We start from the raw sequence: 16016 nt of genomic DNA, 5'->3' as shown, positions 1-16016 counted from the left end.
GTTGTTGCGTAAAAAGTCGTTGGCCGAGGTTCGGCCGGTCTTGTTGCGTAACGTCGGCCGCTTGGTTATCAACCGGTGGCTGCGTTGAGGGCCATCGGTGGATTCCGATCCGTCTGGTACGTGGCTGGCCGCGAATGGCCACGCTGGGGAAAAGCATGCAGGCTCAAAATGACGGTGTCGCGTTCGCCGTCGCCAACAGTCCGCCGCCGGCCGGATGCGTCGACGCATCGCCCGACCTCGAAATCGGCTCCTGTACGACCTCGCTGCGACTGCTGGTCGCGGCGGGCTTTGCCATGACCCTGCTCAGTGCCAGCCTCGCCTTCAACTGGTGGGATGGTCTTGGCGAGTACGACGTGATGGCCGGATTTGTCGGCGTCGTGGTGTTCGCCCTGATCACAATCCGGCTGATCTGGATGCTCCCCGCCGAGCGGGGACCGGTGGTGGTGGTCACGCCCTACGGCATCCGCGATCTCCGCATCGGCAATGAATTTCTGCCGTGGGATTCGATCGCGGAGATTTCGGCTGAACAACGCGACGGTCACAACATGGTCGTGCTGACGCCGACGCAGGGCTTGCAGCGGCAGCTCTGCAGCATCCGCAATCTGGCGCGCCTTGCGCAGAACAATCGAATCGTCATCCGGTCGGACGGCCTGGCGACCGATTTTGATACATTGCTGCGCGCTTGTCGCGACTGTCACAATGCCGTCGGCAGTCCGCGCACCGCATTGCAGCAGGAAGATGAACGCGGCACCCAAGGCGCCCAGGGCTTCAAAGACACCCAAGGCTTCGCCGTACAAGCGTCATAAGATCGCCGCTCGTCGATATCTATGTTGCAGCGCCGGATGGCCTCATCCCCGGTATCGCCCGGATGTTGCGACCAAGTGACAATTTCTGGAAATGAGCCAATATAGACAGAGATTCGCACAAATTACAGGCAGGTGCCTGTTCGTAACTCATCGAGTGCCTACGTTGTGCGTTGCGTCGTGTCGGCACCCGGGTGTCCAATGATCGTCATGTGCTCACGCTGATTCGAAACGGCCTGAGGAACGGTCCGGTAACTGCTTTCGTTTCAGCTTGTAGCGGAACTCACGCGGAGAGGGATCATGTACAACGATTCTCTATTCAACGCTTTCGCTCGGTCGTTCGAGGCGAGAAGCCAGCACGACATGTCGATGGCGGAATATCTGGAATCGTGTCGAAGCGATCCCATGAAATACGCGAACGCGGCCGAACGACTGCTAGCTGCCATCGGCGAACCCCAGACGATCGACACGGCCAAGGACCCACGCCTTGGCCGTATTTTTTTGAACCGCACGATCCGCACCTATCCGGCCTTCGCCGGCTTCTACGGCATGGAAGAAACCATCGAGCGCATCGTCGGTTTCTTCCGCCATGCCGCGCAAGGTCTCGAAGAGCGCAAGCAGATCCTCTATCTGCTCGGGCCGGTCGGCGGTGGCAAATCCTCGCTTGCCGAGCGGCTGAAGTCGCTGATGGAAGTGCATCCGATCTACGTGCTCAAGGCCGGCGATGAACTCTCGCCGGTGTTCGAGAGCCCGCTCAGCCTGTTCGACCCCGATCAGCTCGGGCCGATGCTGGAAGAGAAATACGGCATTCCGCGCCGCCGTCTGACCGGACTGATGAGCCCGTGGTGCTACAAGCGGCTGGAAGCCTTCGGCGGCGACATTTCCCAGTTCCGCGTCGCAAAGATCCAGCCGTCGCGGCTGCGGCAGATCGGCATCGCCAAGACCGAGCCCGGTGACGAGAACAACCAGGACATCTCCTCGCTGGTGGGCAAGGTCGATATCCGCAAGCTCGAGACCTACGCGCAAAACGATCCCGACGCCTACAGCTATTCCGGCGGCCTCAACCGCGCCAACCAGGGCGTGCTCGAGTTCGTCGAGATGTTCAAGGCGCCGATCAAGATGCTGCACCCGCTGCTCACCGCGACGCAGGAAGGCAACTATATCGGCACCGAGAACATCGGCGCGATTCCGTTCACCGGCGTGATCCTGGCGCACTCCAACGAGGCCGAATGGGCGAGCTTCAAGGCGAACAAGAACAACGAAGCCTTCATCGACCGCATCTGCGTGATCAAGGTGCCGTACTGCCTGAGGATCACGGAGGAGCAGAAGATCTACGAGAAGCTGATCCAGGGCTCCGAGCTCGCGTCGGCGCCTTGCGCGCCCTCGACGCTGGAGACGCTGGCGCGGTTCTCGGTGATGTCGCGCCTGCGCAAGCACGAGAATTCCACGGTGTTCGCCAAGATGCGGGTTTACGACGGCGAGAGCCTGAAGGAATCCGATCCGAAGGCGCGCAGCGTCCAGGAATATCGCGACGCCGCCGGCGTCGACGAGGGCATGGACGGCGTCTCCACCCGCTTCGCCTTCAAGATCCTGGCTGCGACCTTCAACCACGACCCGCAGGAGGTCGCCGCCGACGCCGTGCATCTGATGTACGCGCTGGAGCAGTCGATCCGCCGCGAGCAGCTGCCGGAGGAAGTCGAGAAGCGCTATCTCGAATTCATCAAGGCGGATCTCGCGCCGCGTTATGCCGAGTTCATCGGTAACGAGATCCAGAAGGCCTATCTGGAATCCTACTCCGATTACGGCCAGAATCTGTTCGATCGCTACGTCGACTATGCCGACGCCTGGATCGAGGACCAGGATTTCAAGGATCCCGACACCGGCCAGCTGCTGGATCGCGAGCTTTTGAACCAGGAGCTGACGAAAATCGAGAAGCCGGCGGGCATCGCCAACCCCAAGGACTTCCGCAACGAGGTTGTCAAATTCTCGTTACGGTCGCGGGCCCAGAACGGCGGCAAAAATCCGACCTGGACCTCCTACGAGAAGATTCGCGACGTGATCGAAAAGAGGATATTCTCCCAGGTCGAGGATCTGCTTCCGGTCATCTCCTTCGGGTCGAAGAAGGACGGCGAGACGGAGAAGAAGCATGGCGAGTTCGTCGCACGCATGGTGGAGCGCGGCTACACCGAGCGTCAGGTTCGCCGGCTCGTCGAATGGTACATGCGTGTGAAGCAGGCCGGTTGAGGCGGAATGGGAGGCGAATGGTCAAGTGCCCATTCACATTATTGACAGGCGCCTGAATCCAGGCGGCAAGAGTCTTGAGAACCGCCAGCGGTTCTTGCGTCGGGCCAAGTCCCTGGTGCAGGGCGCCGTCAAGAAGACCTCGCAGGAACGAGACATCAAGGACGTCCTGGAGGGGGGCGAAGTCACGATCCCCCTCGACGGCATGCACGAGCCGCGCTTCCGCCGCGAGGGCGGAACGCGCGACATGGTGTTGCCCGGCAACAAGAAGTTCATCGAGGGCGACTACCTCCAGCGCTCCGGCCAGGGCAGCGCCAAGGATTCGGGCCCGGGCGAAGGCGACAGCGAGGACGCCTTCCGTTTCGTGCTGAGCCGTGACGAGTTCGTCGATCTCTTCCTCGACGATCTCGAACTGCCGGATCTCGCCAAGCGCAAGATCGCGCAGACCGAGAGCGAGGGCATCCAGCGCGCCGGCTACACGACCTCGGGCTCGCCCGCCAACATCTCGGTGAGCCGGACGGTGAAGCTGGCGCTGGCCCGCCGCATCGCGCTCAAGCGTCCCCGCAAGGAGGAGGTCGAAGAGCTGGAGGCCGCGATCGCCGCATGCACCGACGAGGACGAGCGTTTGGAGCTGCTCGACCAGCTCGAAAAGCTGAAGGCGAAGACCAAGCGCATTCCCTTCATCGATCCGCTCGACATCCGCTACCGCCGCTTCGAGACGGTGCCTCGGCCGGTGGCGCAGGCGGTGATGTTCTGCCTGATGGACGTCTCGGGCTCGATGTCCGAGCACATGAAGGATCTCGCCAAGCGATTCTACATGCTGCTCTACGTGTTCCTGAAGCGCCGCTACAAGCATGTCGAGATCGTCTTCATTCGCCACACCGACCGCGCCGAGGAGGTCGACGAGCAGACCTTCTTCTATGGGCCGGCCTCGGGCGGCACGCTCGTCTCCAGCGCGCTGCAGGCGATGCACGAGATCGTGCGCGAGCGCTTCAACCCGTCTGACTGGAACATCTATGCCGCGCAAGCCTCCGACGGCGACAATTCCTATTCCGACGGCGAGCTCACAGGCATGCTGTTGACCGACAAGATCCTGCCGGTCTGCCAGTTCTTCGCCTATCTCGAGGTCGGGGAATCCGGCGGCAGCGCGTTCGATCTCTCCGATTCCTCGCTCTGGACCCTCTATGAGCGTCTGCGCAACAGCGGCGCACCGCTCTCGATGCGCAAGGTCTCGGAACGCAGCGAGATCTTTCCGGTGTTCCACGATTTGTTTCAGCGTCGCGAGACTGCCCAGGAGAAAGCCGCTCCATGACGGAACGATTGTTCGAAGGCGCGGATTGGGATTTCCACACCTTGCAGCGCATCACCGATGCCTGCGAGGAGGTGGCGCTGAAGGATCTCGGGCTCGACGTCTATCCGAACCAGATCGAGGTCATCACCGCCGAGCAGATGCTGGACGCCTATTCGTCGGTCGGCATGCCGCTGTTCTACAAGCACTGGTCGTTCGGCAAGCATTTTGCGTACCACGAGGCGTCCTATCGCAAGGGCCTGATGGGGCTCGCCTACGAGATCGTCATCAACTCCTCGCCCTGCATCTCCTACCTGATGGAGGAGAACACGGCGACGATGCAGACGCTGGTGATCGCCCACGCCGCCTTCGGCCATAACCACTTCTTCAAGAACAATTATCTGTTCAAGCAGTGGACCGATGCCGACGGCATCCTGGATTATCTCGATTTCGCCAAGAACTACGTCATGCAATGCGAGGAGCGTTACGGCCGCGTCGAGGTCGAACGCACGCTGGATGCCGCGCATGCGCTGATGTCGCACGGCATCGACCGCTATCCCGGCAAGAAGAAGCTCGATCTGCGCGCCGAGGAAAAGCGAGCAGGGCGCCGCCGTCAGCATGAGGAAGAGGTCTTCAACGATCTCTGGCGCACCGTGCCGGCCGGCAAGAGCAAGACCCGCTCTGCGCTCAGCATCGAGCGCCGCCGCAAGCTGCTCGGCCTGCCGCAGGAGAATTTGCTCTACTTCCTGGAAAAGAGCGCGCCGCGTCTGGCGCCGTGGCAGCGTGAGCTGCTCCGCATCGTCCGCCACATTGCGCAGTATTTTTACCCGCAGAGCCAGACCAAGGTGATGAACGAGGGGACGGCGACCTACGTCCACTATCGCATCATGACCAAGCTGCACCAGCAGGGCCGCATCACCGACGGAAACTTCCTGGAATTCCTGGGCTCGCACACCAACGTGGTGTTCCAGCCCGAATTCGACGACCCACGCTTCTCCGGCTTCAATCCCTATGCGCTCGGTTTTGCCGTGATGCAGGACATCGAGCGCATCGTTACCCGTCCGGAGGACGAGGACCGCGAATGGTTTCCCGATATCGCCGGCAAGAACGACGTCATGGGCGTGCTGCGCGACGTCTGGGCCAACTACCGCGATGAAAGCTTCATTGCGCAGTTCCTGAGCCCGAAGCTGATGCGGCACTTCCGCATGTTCCACCTGCATGACGATCCCGAAGAGCGCGCCGGTATCCGGGTCGATGCCATTCATGACGAGCGCGGCTTCCGCCGCGTTCGCCGCGAGCTGGCACGGCAGCATGATGTCGGCTACATCGACGCCAACATCGAGGTGGTCGACGTCGATCTCTCCGGCGATCGCCGCCTGATCCTGCACCATCACGTCATCAAGGGCTCGCAGCTCAACGAGACCGATGCCAAGCGGGTGCTGCAGCATCTGGCCGATCTCTGGACCTACGACGTCGCGCTGATCGAGGTCGACGCCAACGACAAGGTCCTGCGCGAATACGTCGTGAGCCCGCGCCCGATTGCGGCGGCGGTGGCTTGAGGCGGCCGGCCACACGGAGCGATGCGCATTGATGTGCCCTCGCCCCTTGTGGGAGAGGGCAGCGACGCCGGCAGATACAAGCTCACTTGGGTGAGGGGTATCTCTCCGCACTCTCAGTGCCGATAGATACCCCTCATCCGGCGCTTCGCACCACCTTCTCCCACAAGGGGAAAAGGAAGGCGTTCGTGGCTGCGCGATGGCTGTTCTACGCCGGCCGCTTCTTCGCCGGCTTCTTGCTCGCATTCAGCTCCACCGCCGCACGGATCAGCGCCTTCAACGCCTTCGCGTCGATCTTGTCGCCTTCGCGAATATCGATCGCACGGCGCACGTTTCCGTCGAGGCTGGAGTTGAACAGGCCCGCCGGATCCTCCAGCGCCGCGCCCTTGGCAAAGGTCATCTTCACCACTTCCTTGTAGGTCTCGCCGGTGCAGATGATGCCGTCATGCTCCCATACGGGAACGCCGCGCCATTTCCACGCCTCGACCACGTCGGGATCGGCCTGCTTGATCAGGTCGCGGATCCGCCCCAGCATCTCGCCGCGCCAATCGCCGAGCTCCCTGATCCTGCCGTCGATCAGTTTCGAGGCTGACGCTGCGCCTGTTTCCTTCGCGCTGCTCTTCTTCGCTGCCGCCTTCTTCACGAGCCTGCCTCACCGTGCGCGCCGCCACGCCGGCCGAGATAAGGCAGCGCGAACAGATAGAGCCCCGTCGCGAGCAACGGAATGAGCGGGATGAGTGCCAGGAAGCCGATCCACACGGCCTGGACCTGCACGGTCATCGCCACGATGTTGGCGATGACCGCGATCGTGAAAGCCATCGACAGCCAGCGATGAATCTGCCGAACCCACATATGCGTGCTCACTAGGGACCTCCGTTGATATTGATCGGAATGGAAGCGGATGGAGCTAGTCGGCCCGCGCGAGCAGTTCGTCCAGCTTGTTGAAGAACTGCTTCCAGCCGGCGTGCGCGCCGCCATAGGCCTGCTTCTGCGTCGGGCCGAAGCCCGCCTGCTCCACCCGCAAATGCGTGCCTGCGCTCGTCGGCGTCAGCGTGAAGGTCACGACGCTTTTGAGGTCGAAGGCGGAATCCTCATGCGAGAAATTCCATGTATAGGCGAGGCTCTTCTGCGGCTCGATGGTGAGTACCTCGCAGTCCAGCACGCCGCCCCATTCGCCGCGCAGGTTGAAACGATGGCCCACTGACGGCTTGAAGTCGTTCTTCATCAGCCATTCCTCGATCAGATGCGGCTGCGTCAGCGCGCGCCAGAGCCGCTCGGGCGGAAAGGCAAATTCGCGCTCGACGACCACGGAGCGCGTCTCGTTTGAAGTTTCAGTCATTGGTCCATCCTCTTCAGGAGATCGTCGAGTGCGTCGAGCCGCCTTTGCCAGAAGCCGGCCATCTGGCTGGTCCAGTCGATCAGCGGATCGAGCGCACCGGGCAGCGCGCTGTAATGGGTCTGCCGTCCTTCATGGCGGTCACGTACGAGGCCGGCCTGCTTCAGCGCGCCGAGATGCTTGGAGACCGCGGGCTGGGAAACGCCCGATCGCGCCGTCAGCGCCCCGACCGTCTGCTCGCCCTCGCGGCAAAGCCGCTCGAAGATCGCCCGCCTCGTGGGGTCGGCGAGCGTTCTGAACAGGAGATCGGGGGCGGGAGACATGGAGATCCATAACCAGGAAGTTATGGATTAATTCATAACTGTGGAGTTATGGGTGAGTCAAGTCCGAACGAGGGAAAGGATCATACCGCGCGCAGCTCGCCCCGCCGCATGGGCGAGGAGCCCTTGCGGCGAAGCAATCCGGACTGGCTCGGCGGTGGCATTCTGGATCGCTTCGCCGCGCTCGCATGACGGGGAGATACGGGTGCCCCGTGCACACGGCTACGGTCGCAAGTACAAATACCCCTGGGACTGCAACTCCACGATGCGGACCACGCCGCCTTGCTCCGCGCTCACGAAGCCGGGCAACAGATCAGTCAGCGTGACGTTCTGCACCTTCATCGTGTTGCCGCAAGCGGCGAGCTCGACGCCGCCTTTGGAAAAGTCGCCGATGCGCTTGGTGACATCGGGGTTGGCCTGCGCCCAGTGAAATGCCTTCAGCGCCGGCCCGTGGATGACAAGAGCGATCGTGACATGCTCGGGGCCGCCGACCCCGTCGAAGTGGTTCTGGATGTTGCCGAGCACGAAATTGACCTTCTCGGCGTCGCTGAGATGGTAGACCACCTTGAGCTTGTTGCCCGCGCCGGCTTCCGTGGCCGCTTGCGCACGCGAGACGCCAAAGGCCGCGCCCAAAGCCGAGACGGCACTCCACAGGATGTTTCGGCGGTTCATGGCGATCTCCCTTCGACTGGACGCCGAACAGATATCACTTCGAGCGCAGCGCGGCGAGATCCTTGCGGTCCGCCACCAGCGAGGCGCACTCGCTGTTGTCGGCGCGGTCGAGCCGGAAGATCTTGTCGTCGGCGCCGGCCGTCAGCGAATGCTCGGCCTCGTCGTCCGGCTTGTTGTTCTGCCAGACCCTGACACCTTCGAGCCGCACGATCGCCGACTTGTCGTCCTTCGACAGTGCAACGCCGATGCCGCCGCCGTCGCAGTCGACACCGCCGCCGAGGCGCACCTCGCTACCGCCCTTGGTGAACACGGCGTGGTTACACGAGCCGCTGGAATCGAAATCGCCGGAGCGATGACGATATCGGAAGCCGAGGCGGAAGGAATGGTGCAGCTCCTTGTCCTCCTTGTCGAATTCCGCGGAGATCAGCAGCTTCATCGCGGCAACTTTCTGCTTCGGATGCCGCGCCAGATGCTCGGCATCGTAGCGGCGGACGAAGCAGGCATAGGCCTTGTTGTCGGGCGCGCCCGCATACATGCGAGTGTTGAAGGTCTCGGTTTCGGCCTTGCTGGCCTCGCGGATGTCGTCGCCTTCCTCGGCCGCGGCGGCGCTGGTCAGCGCAGCGAAAATGAAGGCGAAGATGGAGAGCTTCATGACGGCCTCGAGCGCGCGGCAATTTCGATCGCAGCAGGACAGAGTTGCTGTCTGTTAGACGCAGGCGCGGTGCCCCTCGTTCAATTGTCCCAGATCGCTCCTGCCGCCATCGCGATGCCGACTCGGAGCAGTTTTCAGGTCCAGCCTTAGTCACAGGCGGGATCAAGAAGGTTCAAGCGGTGGAGCGCCTTCATTCCTCGGAACCCGATGCCGCCCGTTGCTCTGACATTGTCTCGGTTCGTCAATGTGGTAGCCTTCACAGACGACAGCCTTTGGCAGTCGTAGGCTGGGGCTGCCTTGTCAGTATGTGGAGTCCCCCGCAATGGGCGAAATTCGCAACTTCAAATCCGGCAATCAGGATGGGCCGCCTCCACACGGTCCTATGCCTCGTCGTCTCGCTGCGATCATTGTCGGTGACATCGCTTCCTACAGCCGCATGATGCAGGCAGATGAGGAGGGGACGCATGCCCGCGTCAAGCGGATCGAGCGGGATCTCATTCAGCCCAGCATCGTCGAGCACCATGGTGCTCTGGTGAAGACAACGGGTGATGGTTTCATTGCCATTTTCGATAGTCCGGTCGAGGCCGTTCGGTGCAGCATCGTCATCCAGCAGAACCTGATCGGCCGCAACGCCTCGCTTCCGAAGCATTCGCGGCTCGAATACCGGATTGGCGTCAATCTCGGCGACGTGATCGTGGAGCCGGACGATGTCTACGGCGACGGCGTCAACATCGCGACACGTATTGAGGGAATTGCCGAGCCGGGCCAAGTCTATATCTCAGGCGCGATCTACGAGCAGATCAAGCACAAGGTGGTATGCGGCTATGAGTCGCTCGGCGACCGCAAAGTCAAGAACATCACTGATCCTGTTCGCGTCTATCGCGTGCTGCCGGACGCGGATGCCGTTGGCAATACCAGGGGCCGGCGTGAGAACACGCTGATCTTTCTGCTGGCCATTACAGTGATGATGATGGCCGCAGGCGTGCTCTGGTATTTGCTCGCGCAGCCCGGCAGGATCGGAGAGCAGGCAGCCGTGCCGGCCCCCCCTCCTGCCACTTCTCCTGCCGCTTCACCAAGCCCGCAACCGCTGCCAAGCGAGGCGGCGACGCAGACCCCGCAACCGTCTCCGTCATTGGCTTCGTCGCCTTCGCCGGCGCCCAGCCCATCGGCGGTGCCACTTCGCGAACCCGAGATGATCGCCATTCGCGGCGGCAGTTTCGCGATGGGAAGCAATGACGATCCGACCGAGCGACCTGTCCATCAGGTCACGATCAAGCCGTTCTCGATCGGAAAATATCCGGTCATCGTGCGGGAATGGAACGAATGTGCCGCTGCAAAGGGGTGCGGATTCACGGCAACCGGCAAGGACGATGCCCCCGTCAGCAATGTGAGCTGGGCCGACGCGCAGCAATATGTCGTCTGGCTCGCGCAGGCGGCCAAGAAGCCTTACCGTCTTCCGACCGAAGCCGAATGGGAATATGCAGCGCGCGGCGGAACGCAGAGCAAGTACTGGTGGGGCGACAAGCTCCAACCGGGCATGGCCGGATGCAAGGATTGCGGTGATCTCGCGGCCGAGCAGCCGGCCAAGGTCGGCAGCTTCAAGCCTAATCCATTCGGACTCTATGACATGGGCGGCGGCATCGACCAGTGGGTCGAGGACTGCTGGCATAGGACCTATCAGGGGGCGCCGAGCGACGGCTCGGCGTGGCGCAGCGCTGACTGCAGCGCTCATGTCCTGCGGTCGGGCTCCTGGAAGAACGATTCGAGATATGTGCGGCCGTCAAACCGCGGTGGATACGACACCAATGTCCGTTACCCCACGCACGGATTCCGCATTGCGCTTAGTCCGTAATACTGGAGTCAATTTGATGAAGGTCATTTTCTGGATCGCGCTGGCGGCCGCACTTGCATTGCTTCCGGACGCGGCCTACTCGCAAGGCAAATCCGCCCCCAAGGACGCCAAGCTCTATTTCATTACGCCGTATGACGGCCAGAAGGTCCGTGGTGGATTTTGGGTCCGGTTCGGCCTGCGCAACATGGGCGTGACGCATGCTGGTGATGACTACCACAATGCGGGCCATCATCATCTGTTGATCGATGTGAAAGATCCTATCGATGCCAAGGAGCCGATTCCGCAGGACAAGTCCCATCTGCATTTCGGAGCAGGACAGACCGAAACGTTCCTTGAGCTTCCGCCCGGTGCGCACACGCTGCAACTAGTGCTCGGCGACGCCAAGCACTATCCGTTCGAACCACCCGTCGTGTCGGAGAAGATCACGATCCGCGTCAGGCCGCCAACGTCGGCGGGAAGATGATCACCGCAAGCTGGCGTTGATCTTGTCCAGCACCGCCGAGCCCGGGCAAAGCGTGTCCGCTTCCAGCGAATTGAGCGGGGTTTCCACCGTGTTGAGGTGCTCGTGCATATCTTCCGCGTCGGGATCGACATAGAGCAGTCCGGTGACGATCTGGCCTTTGGCGGCGTGCCTCTGCAGGAAGGTCATCGCGCCCAGCCGGTCATGCGGATCGTAATCGGCGTCGATCTTGCGCAGCGCGATCTTGCTGCCGTCGTGCTGCTCGACCATCTGCACCGTGCCCGGCGCGTAGTCCACCGCGATCGGGTCGCGACCGACCAGCACGTCGAGCCGGTTCACGGCGTCGTTGTGCTCGCGGACATAATCAAAACTCTTGGTCGAGCCGGCGTGGTTGTTGAAGGCGATGCAGGGGCTGATGACGTCGATGAAGGACGCGCCCTTGTGTCGGATCGCGGCCGCGATCAGCGGCACCAGCTGGGTCTTGTCGCCGGAGAACGAGCGCGCGACGAAGGTAGCGCCGAGTTGCAGTGCGATGGCGACGAGGTCGATGGCGTTGTCGGTATTGGTGACGCCCTTCTTGCTCTTCGAGCCGCGGTCGGCTGTCGCGGAGAACTGGCCCTTGGTCAGGCCGTAGACGCCGTTGTTCTCTACGATATAGGTCATGTTGACGCCGCGCCGGATCGAATGCGCGAACTGGCCGAAGCCGATCGAGGCGGAATCGCCGTCGCCTGAGACGCCGAGATAGATCAGATCGCGATTGGCGAGATTGGCGCCTGTCAGCACGCTGGGCATTCGGCCGTGCACGGAGTTGAAGCCGTGCGAATTGCCGAGAAAATAGTCCGGCGTCTTCGACGAGCAGCCGATGCCGGAAATCTTCGCCACCCGGTGCGGCTCGATCGAGAGCTCGTAGCAGGCCTCGATGATCGAGGCCGTGATCGAATCATGGCCGCAGCCGGCGCACAAGGTCGAGATCTTGCCCTCGTAGTCGCGATGGGTGTAGCCGAGCTCGTTCTTCTTCAGACCGGGATGGTGAAATTTGGGCTTTGCAATGTAGGTCATGACATGGCCTTGCGGAGCGGGGTCACCTTGAGGTGATCCTGGTGGTCACCAATGGCTTTTGCGATGAACCGGGCGGTGATCGGCGAGCCGTCATAATGCACGATCGGCACGAGCCGCACCGGGTCGATACCGTTCTCGTTGACGATGAGCTGGCGGAGCTGGCTGTCGCGGTTCTGCTCGACCACGTAGACGAAGTCGTGCTCGGCAAGGAAGCTCGCCACGCTCGAATGAAACGGGAAGGCGCGGATGCGCAGGCGGTCGAGCTGATGTCCGCGCGCTTCCAACAAGCCAATTGCCTCGTCCATCGCCGGCGAGGTCGAGCCGAAATAGATCACGCCATATTTGGTCGGCCGTTCGGCATTGGCCTGCAGCGGCCGCGGCACCATGTCCTGCGCGGTCTCGAACTTGCGCATCAGGCGCTGCATGTTGTCGGCGTAGACCGAGCCTTCCTCGGAGTAGCGCGCATAGCGGTCGCGCGACGTGCCGCGGGTAAAATAGGAGCCCTTGGTCGGGTGCGTGCCGGGGTAGGTGCGGTAGGGAATGCCGTCGCCGTCGACGTCGAGATAGCGGCCGAAGTCGCGGCCCTCGTCCAGCATCTCCGCGGTCATCACCTTGCCGCGGTCATACTGCTTGGCATCGTCCCACTTGAGCGGGCGACAGAGCCGGTGGTTCATGCCGATGTCGAGGTCGAGCATCAGGAATATCGTGGTCTGCAGCCGCTCGGCGAGATCGAAGGCGGCGGCCGCGAACTCGAAGGCCTCGGCGGGATCTTCGGGGAACAGCAGCACATGCTTGGTGTCGCCGTGCGAGGCATAGGCGCAGGCGATGATGTCGCATTGCTGGGTGCGGGTCGGCATGCCCGTCGAGGGGCCGGCGCGCTGGATGTTCATGATCACGGCCGGAATCTCGGCGAAGTATGAGAGGCCGATGAACTCGGTCATCAGGGAGATGCCGGGACCGGAGGTCGCGGTGAAGGCGCGGGCACCGTTCCAGGACGCACCGATGACGATGCCGATCGAGGCCAGTTCGTCCTCGCCCTGAACGATGGCGTATTTGGCTTTGCCTGTCTCAGGATCGTGCCGGTACTTCTTGCAATGCGACGTGAAGGCTTCGGCCACCGACGAGGACGGCGTGATCGGATACCAGGCGCAGACGGTGGCGCCGCCATAAACTGCCCCGAGCGCCGCGGCGCTGTTGCCCTCGATGAAGATGCGGTCGCCGACCTTGTCGGATTTCTTCACCCGCAACCCGATCGGGCACTTCAAGTTCTGCAGCGCCCAGTCGCGGCCGAGATGCAGCGCATGGACATTGGAGGAGAGCAGCTTCTCCTTGCCCTTGTACTGCTCGCCGATCAGTTGCTCGATCAGCTTCGGGTCCATGTCGAGCAGCGCACTGAGCGCGCCCAGATAGATGATGTTCTTGAACAGCTGGCGCTGGCGCGGATCGGTGTAGGTCGAATTGGTGATGGCGGTTAAGGGGACGCCGATCACGGTGATGTCGTCGCGGAATTTCGTCGACTGCATCGGCTTGGTGGAGTCGTAGAACAGGTAGCCGCCGGGCTCGATGCCGGCGACGTCCTTGTCCCAGGTCTGCGGATTCATCGCGACCATCATGTCGACGCCGCCGCGGGCGCCGAGATGGCCGTCTTCGGTGACCCGCACCTCGTACCAGGTCGGCAGGCCCTGGATGTTGGAGGGGAAGATGTTGCGCGGGGACACCGGCACGCCGTGACGCAGGATCGCGCGTGCGAACATCTCGTTGGCGCTGGCCGAGCCCGAGCCGTTGACGTTGGCGAAACGGACGACGAAGTCGTTTACGCTGCTGATCGGCTTTTTGTCGGACATGCTGAGCCTGCGTGAGTCATCTCGATGAAATATTTCTGCATGTCCCACGCGCCGGTGGGACAACGCTCGGCGCACAGCCCGCAATGCAGGCAGACGTCCTCGTCCTTGACCATGACGCGCCCGGTCTTCAGATCGGAGGAGACGTAGAGGTCCTGGTCCGGATGCGGCGAGGGCGCCTTCAGGCGTTGGCGCAGGTCGCTTTCCTCGCCATTGGCCGTGAAGGTGATGCAATCCATCGGGCAGATATCGACGCAGGCATCGCATTCGATGCAGAGCGAGGTGGAGAACACGGTCTGCACGTCGCAGTTCAGGCAGCGATGCGCCTCGCCGAGCGCGAGCTTGACGTCGTAGCCGAGCTCGACCTCGGTGCGGATGTCCTTCAGCGCGACGACCTTATCGCGATGCGGCACCTTGTAACGCTTGTCGATGGAGATGTCGTTGTCATAGCTCCATTCATGAATGCCCATCTTCTGCGATGAGATCTGCACCTCAGGCAGCGGACGCTCGGTGATGTCATCGCCCGACAGCATCTTGTGGATCGACAGCGCGGCGTCGTGGCCGTGCGCCACTGCCCAGATGATGTTCTTCGGGCCGAACGCGGCGTCGCCGCCGAAGAACACTTTTGGATTGGTCGAGACGAATGTCTTGGGATCGACCTTGGGCATGTGCCATTTGTCGAATTCGATGCCGCAATCCTGCTCGATCCAGGGGAAGGCGTTCTCCTGGCCGACCGCGACCAGCACGTCGTCGCATTCGATGGTCTGGTCCGGCTCACCCGAGGGAACGAGGTTGCGGCGCCCCTTGGCATCGTATTCGGCCTTCACCTTCTGGAAGGTGATGCCGGTGAGCTTGCCGTTGTCGTGGACGAAGGCGACAGGGACCATGAAATTGAGGATCGGAATATCCTCGTGGAGCGCATCCTCCTTCTCCCAGGGCGAGGCCTTCATCTCCTCGAAGCCCGAGCGCACGACGACCTTCACCTCTTCGCCGCCGAGACGACGCGCGGTGCGGCAGCAATCCATCGCGGTGTTGCCGCCGCCGAGCACGATCACGCGCTTGCCGATCTTGTCGACATGGCCGAACGAGACCGACGCCAGCCATTCGATGCCGATATGGATGTTGCTGGCCGCCTCTTTCCGGCCGGGAATGTCGAGCTCGCGGCCGCGCGGGGCGCCGGAGCCGACGAAGATCGCGTCGTATTTCTCCGCGAGCAGCGCCTTCATGCTCTCGATGCGGTGGCCGCCCTTGAAGTCCACGCCGAGACCCAGGATGTAGCCGGTCTCCTCGTCGATCACCGAATTGGGCAGACGGAATTTCGGGATCTGCGTGCGCATCATGCCGCCGGCTTCGGGATCGCCGTCGAACACGGTGCAGTGATAGCCGAGCGGCGCCAGATCGCGCGCCACCGTCAGCGAGGCCGGCCCACCGCCGACGAAGGCGACGCGCTTGCCGTTCTTCGGCAAGGGCTTCGGCAGGCGTTGCTTGATGTCGTCCTTGAAATCGGCGGCGACGCGCTTCAGCCGGCAGATCGCGACGGGGGTTTCCTCGACGCGTCCGCGGCGGCACGCCGGCTCGCAGGGACGATCGCAAGTGCGTCCCAGAATGCCGGGAAACACGTTCGATTTCCAATTGATCATGTAGGCGTCGCTATAGCGGCCTTGTGCGATCAGTCGGATGTATTCGGGAACCGGGGTGTGCGCAGGACAGGCCCATTGGCAATCGACCACTTTGTGAAAGTAGTCGGGGGCCGCAATATCGGTCGGTTTCATTCCTACCCTGTCCGCGCAGGCTCAAAGACCCCGCGGCCTTTTTTTGTGAGCATGGCGAGCGCTTAGCGCGCTTCGATCTGGTTTCTGAATGACGTCATTGGGTTAGCTTATTAGAACGGCTCCGAAGTACAACGGCAAATTTGCGCGCGTCCCCTCTTTCATAG

The 16016-nt window shown here is 62.2% G+C and carries 15 protein-coding genes; 6 read left to right on the top strand and 9 right to left on the bottom strand.

Going from position 1 to position 16016, the window contains the following annotated elements:
- Positions 1–134: 134 nt before the first annotated feature.
- The 4 genes from RX330_RS30245 to RX330_RS30230 all read left to right on the top strand — a co-directional run bounded on the left by RX330_RS30245 (position 135) and on the right by RX330_RS30230 (position 5891).
- Positions 135–806 (top strand): STM3941 family protein, encoded by a 672-nt coding sequence (locus tag RX330_RS30245; RefSeq protein WP_317240915.1) that lies wholly within the window; start codon positions 135–137, stop codon positions 804–806.
- Positions 807–1103: 297 nt separating this feature from the next.
- On the top strand, positions 1104–3047 hold the full coding sequence (locus RX330_RS30240) for a PrkA family serine protein kinase (RefSeq protein WP_212088728.1): 1944 nt from the start codon (positions 1104–1106) through the stop codon (positions 3045–3047).
- Between the two features lie 31 nt (positions 3048–3078).
- Positions 3079–4356, top strand: a complete 1278-nt coding sequence (locus RX330_RS30235; protein ID WP_212089112.1) for a YeaH/YhbH family protein — start codon at positions 3079–3081, stop codon at positions 4354–4356.
- Positions 4353–5891, top strand: a complete 1539-nt coding sequence (locus RX330_RS30230; RefSeq protein ID WP_212088730.1) for a SpoVR family protein — start codon at positions 4353–4355, stop codon at positions 5889–5891. Before RX330_RS30235 ends, RX330_RS30230 begins: the two co-directional genes overlap by 4 nt.
- 205 nt (positions 5892–6096) lie before the next feature.
- Here the strand turns inward: RX330_RS30230 and RX330_RS30225 are convergent, their stop codons facing one another.
- The 6 genes from RX330_RS30225 to RX330_RS30200 form a co-directional block, all read right to left on the bottom strand.
- Complete coding sequence (locus tag RX330_RS30225; RefSeq protein ID WP_317240914.1) at positions 6097–6531, bottom strand: DUF1801 domain-containing protein; 435 nt, start codon at positions 6529–6531, stop codon at positions 6097–6099.
- Positions 6528–6740 (bottom strand): hypothetical protein, encoded by a 213-nt coding sequence (locus tag RX330_RS30220; protein WP_375848511.1) that lies wholly within the window; start codon positions 6738–6740, stop codon positions 6528–6530. The genes RX330_RS30225 and RX330_RS30220 overlap by 4 nt, the downstream gene beginning before the upstream one ends.
- 55 nt (positions 6741–6795) lie before the next feature.
- Entirely contained in the window at positions 6796–7227 is a 432-nt protein-coding gene (locus RX330_RS30215; RefSeq protein WP_317240912.1) for an SRPBCC family protein, read from the bottom strand.
- On the bottom strand, positions 7224–7547 hold the full coding sequence (locus RX330_RS30210; protein ID WP_212088737.1) for an ArsR/SmtB family transcription factor: 324 nt from the start codon (positions 7545–7547) through the stop codon (positions 7224–7226). Before RX330_RS30210 ends, RX330_RS30215 begins: the two co-directional genes overlap by 4 nt.
- A gap of 219 nt (positions 7548–7766) precedes the next feature.
- Positions 7767–8216: a DsrE family protein gene (locus tag RX330_RS30205; protein ID WP_317240911.1), complete on the bottom strand. Its 450-nt coding sequence runs from the start codon at positions 8214–8216 to the stop codon at positions 7767–7769.
- A gap of 34 nt (positions 8217–8250) precedes the next feature.
- Complete coding sequence (locus tag RX330_RS30200) at positions 8251–8868, bottom strand: hypothetical protein (RefSeq protein WP_317240910.1); 618 nt, start codon at positions 8866–8868, stop codon at positions 8251–8253.
- A 322-nt stretch (positions 8869–9190) separates the two neighbouring features.
- On the opposite strand from RX330_RS30200, the gene RX330_RS30195 reads away from it, so the two are divergent.
- Together RX330_RS30195 and RX330_RS30190 are read left to right on the top strand one after the other, a co-directional pair.
- Entirely contained in the window at positions 9191–10720 is a 1530-nt protein-coding gene (locus RX330_RS30195) for an SUMF1/EgtB/PvdO family nonheme iron enzyme (RefSeq protein ID WP_317240909.1), read from the top strand.
- Between the two features lie 16 nt (positions 10721–10736).
- The gene (locus tag RX330_RS30190; RefSeq protein ID WP_317240908.1) at positions 10737–11183 is read left to right on the top strand and encodes a DUF4399 domain-containing protein; all 447 of its coding nucleotides are present in this window, start codon (positions 10737–10739) and stop codon (positions 11181–11183) included.
- Here the strand turns inward: RX330_RS30190 and RX330_RS30185 are convergent, their stop codons facing one another.
- From RX330_RS30185 to RX330_RS30175, 3 genes are read right to left on the bottom strand one after another with little or no spacing between them, the layout of a single operon-like run.
- Positions 11184–12239, bottom strand: coding sequence for a 2-oxoacid:ferredoxin oxidoreductase subunit beta (locus RX330_RS30185; RefSeq protein WP_212088748.1), 1056 nt, complete (start codon positions 12237–12239; stop codon positions 11184–11186).
- Positions 12236–14083 carry a 2-oxoacid:acceptor oxidoreductase subunit alpha gene (locus RX330_RS30180; protein ID WP_317240907.1) on the bottom strand — a complete coding sequence of 616 codons (1848 nt, stop codon included), beginning with the start codon at positions 14081–14083 and terminating at the stop codon, positions 12236–12238. Before RX330_RS30180 ends, RX330_RS30185 begins: the two co-directional genes overlap by 4 nt.
- Positions 14053–15852: an FAD-dependent oxidoreductase gene (locus RX330_RS30175; protein ID WP_317240906.1), complete on the bottom strand. Its 1800-nt coding sequence runs from the start codon at positions 15850–15852 to the stop codon at positions 14053–14055. The genes RX330_RS30180 and RX330_RS30175 overlap by 31 nt, the downstream gene beginning before the upstream one ends.
- Between the last annotated feature and the right edge of the window lie 164 nt (positions 15853–16016).

The organism is Bradyrhizobium sp. NDS-1 (assembly GCF_032918005.1).
GTDB lineage: Bacteria > Pseudomonadota > Alphaproteobacteria > Rhizobiales > Xanthobacteraceae > Bradyrhizobium > Bradyrhizobium tunisiense.
Note: the sequence above shows the minus strand (reverse complement) of the source record. Positions and strands in the feature narration are given on the sequence as shown.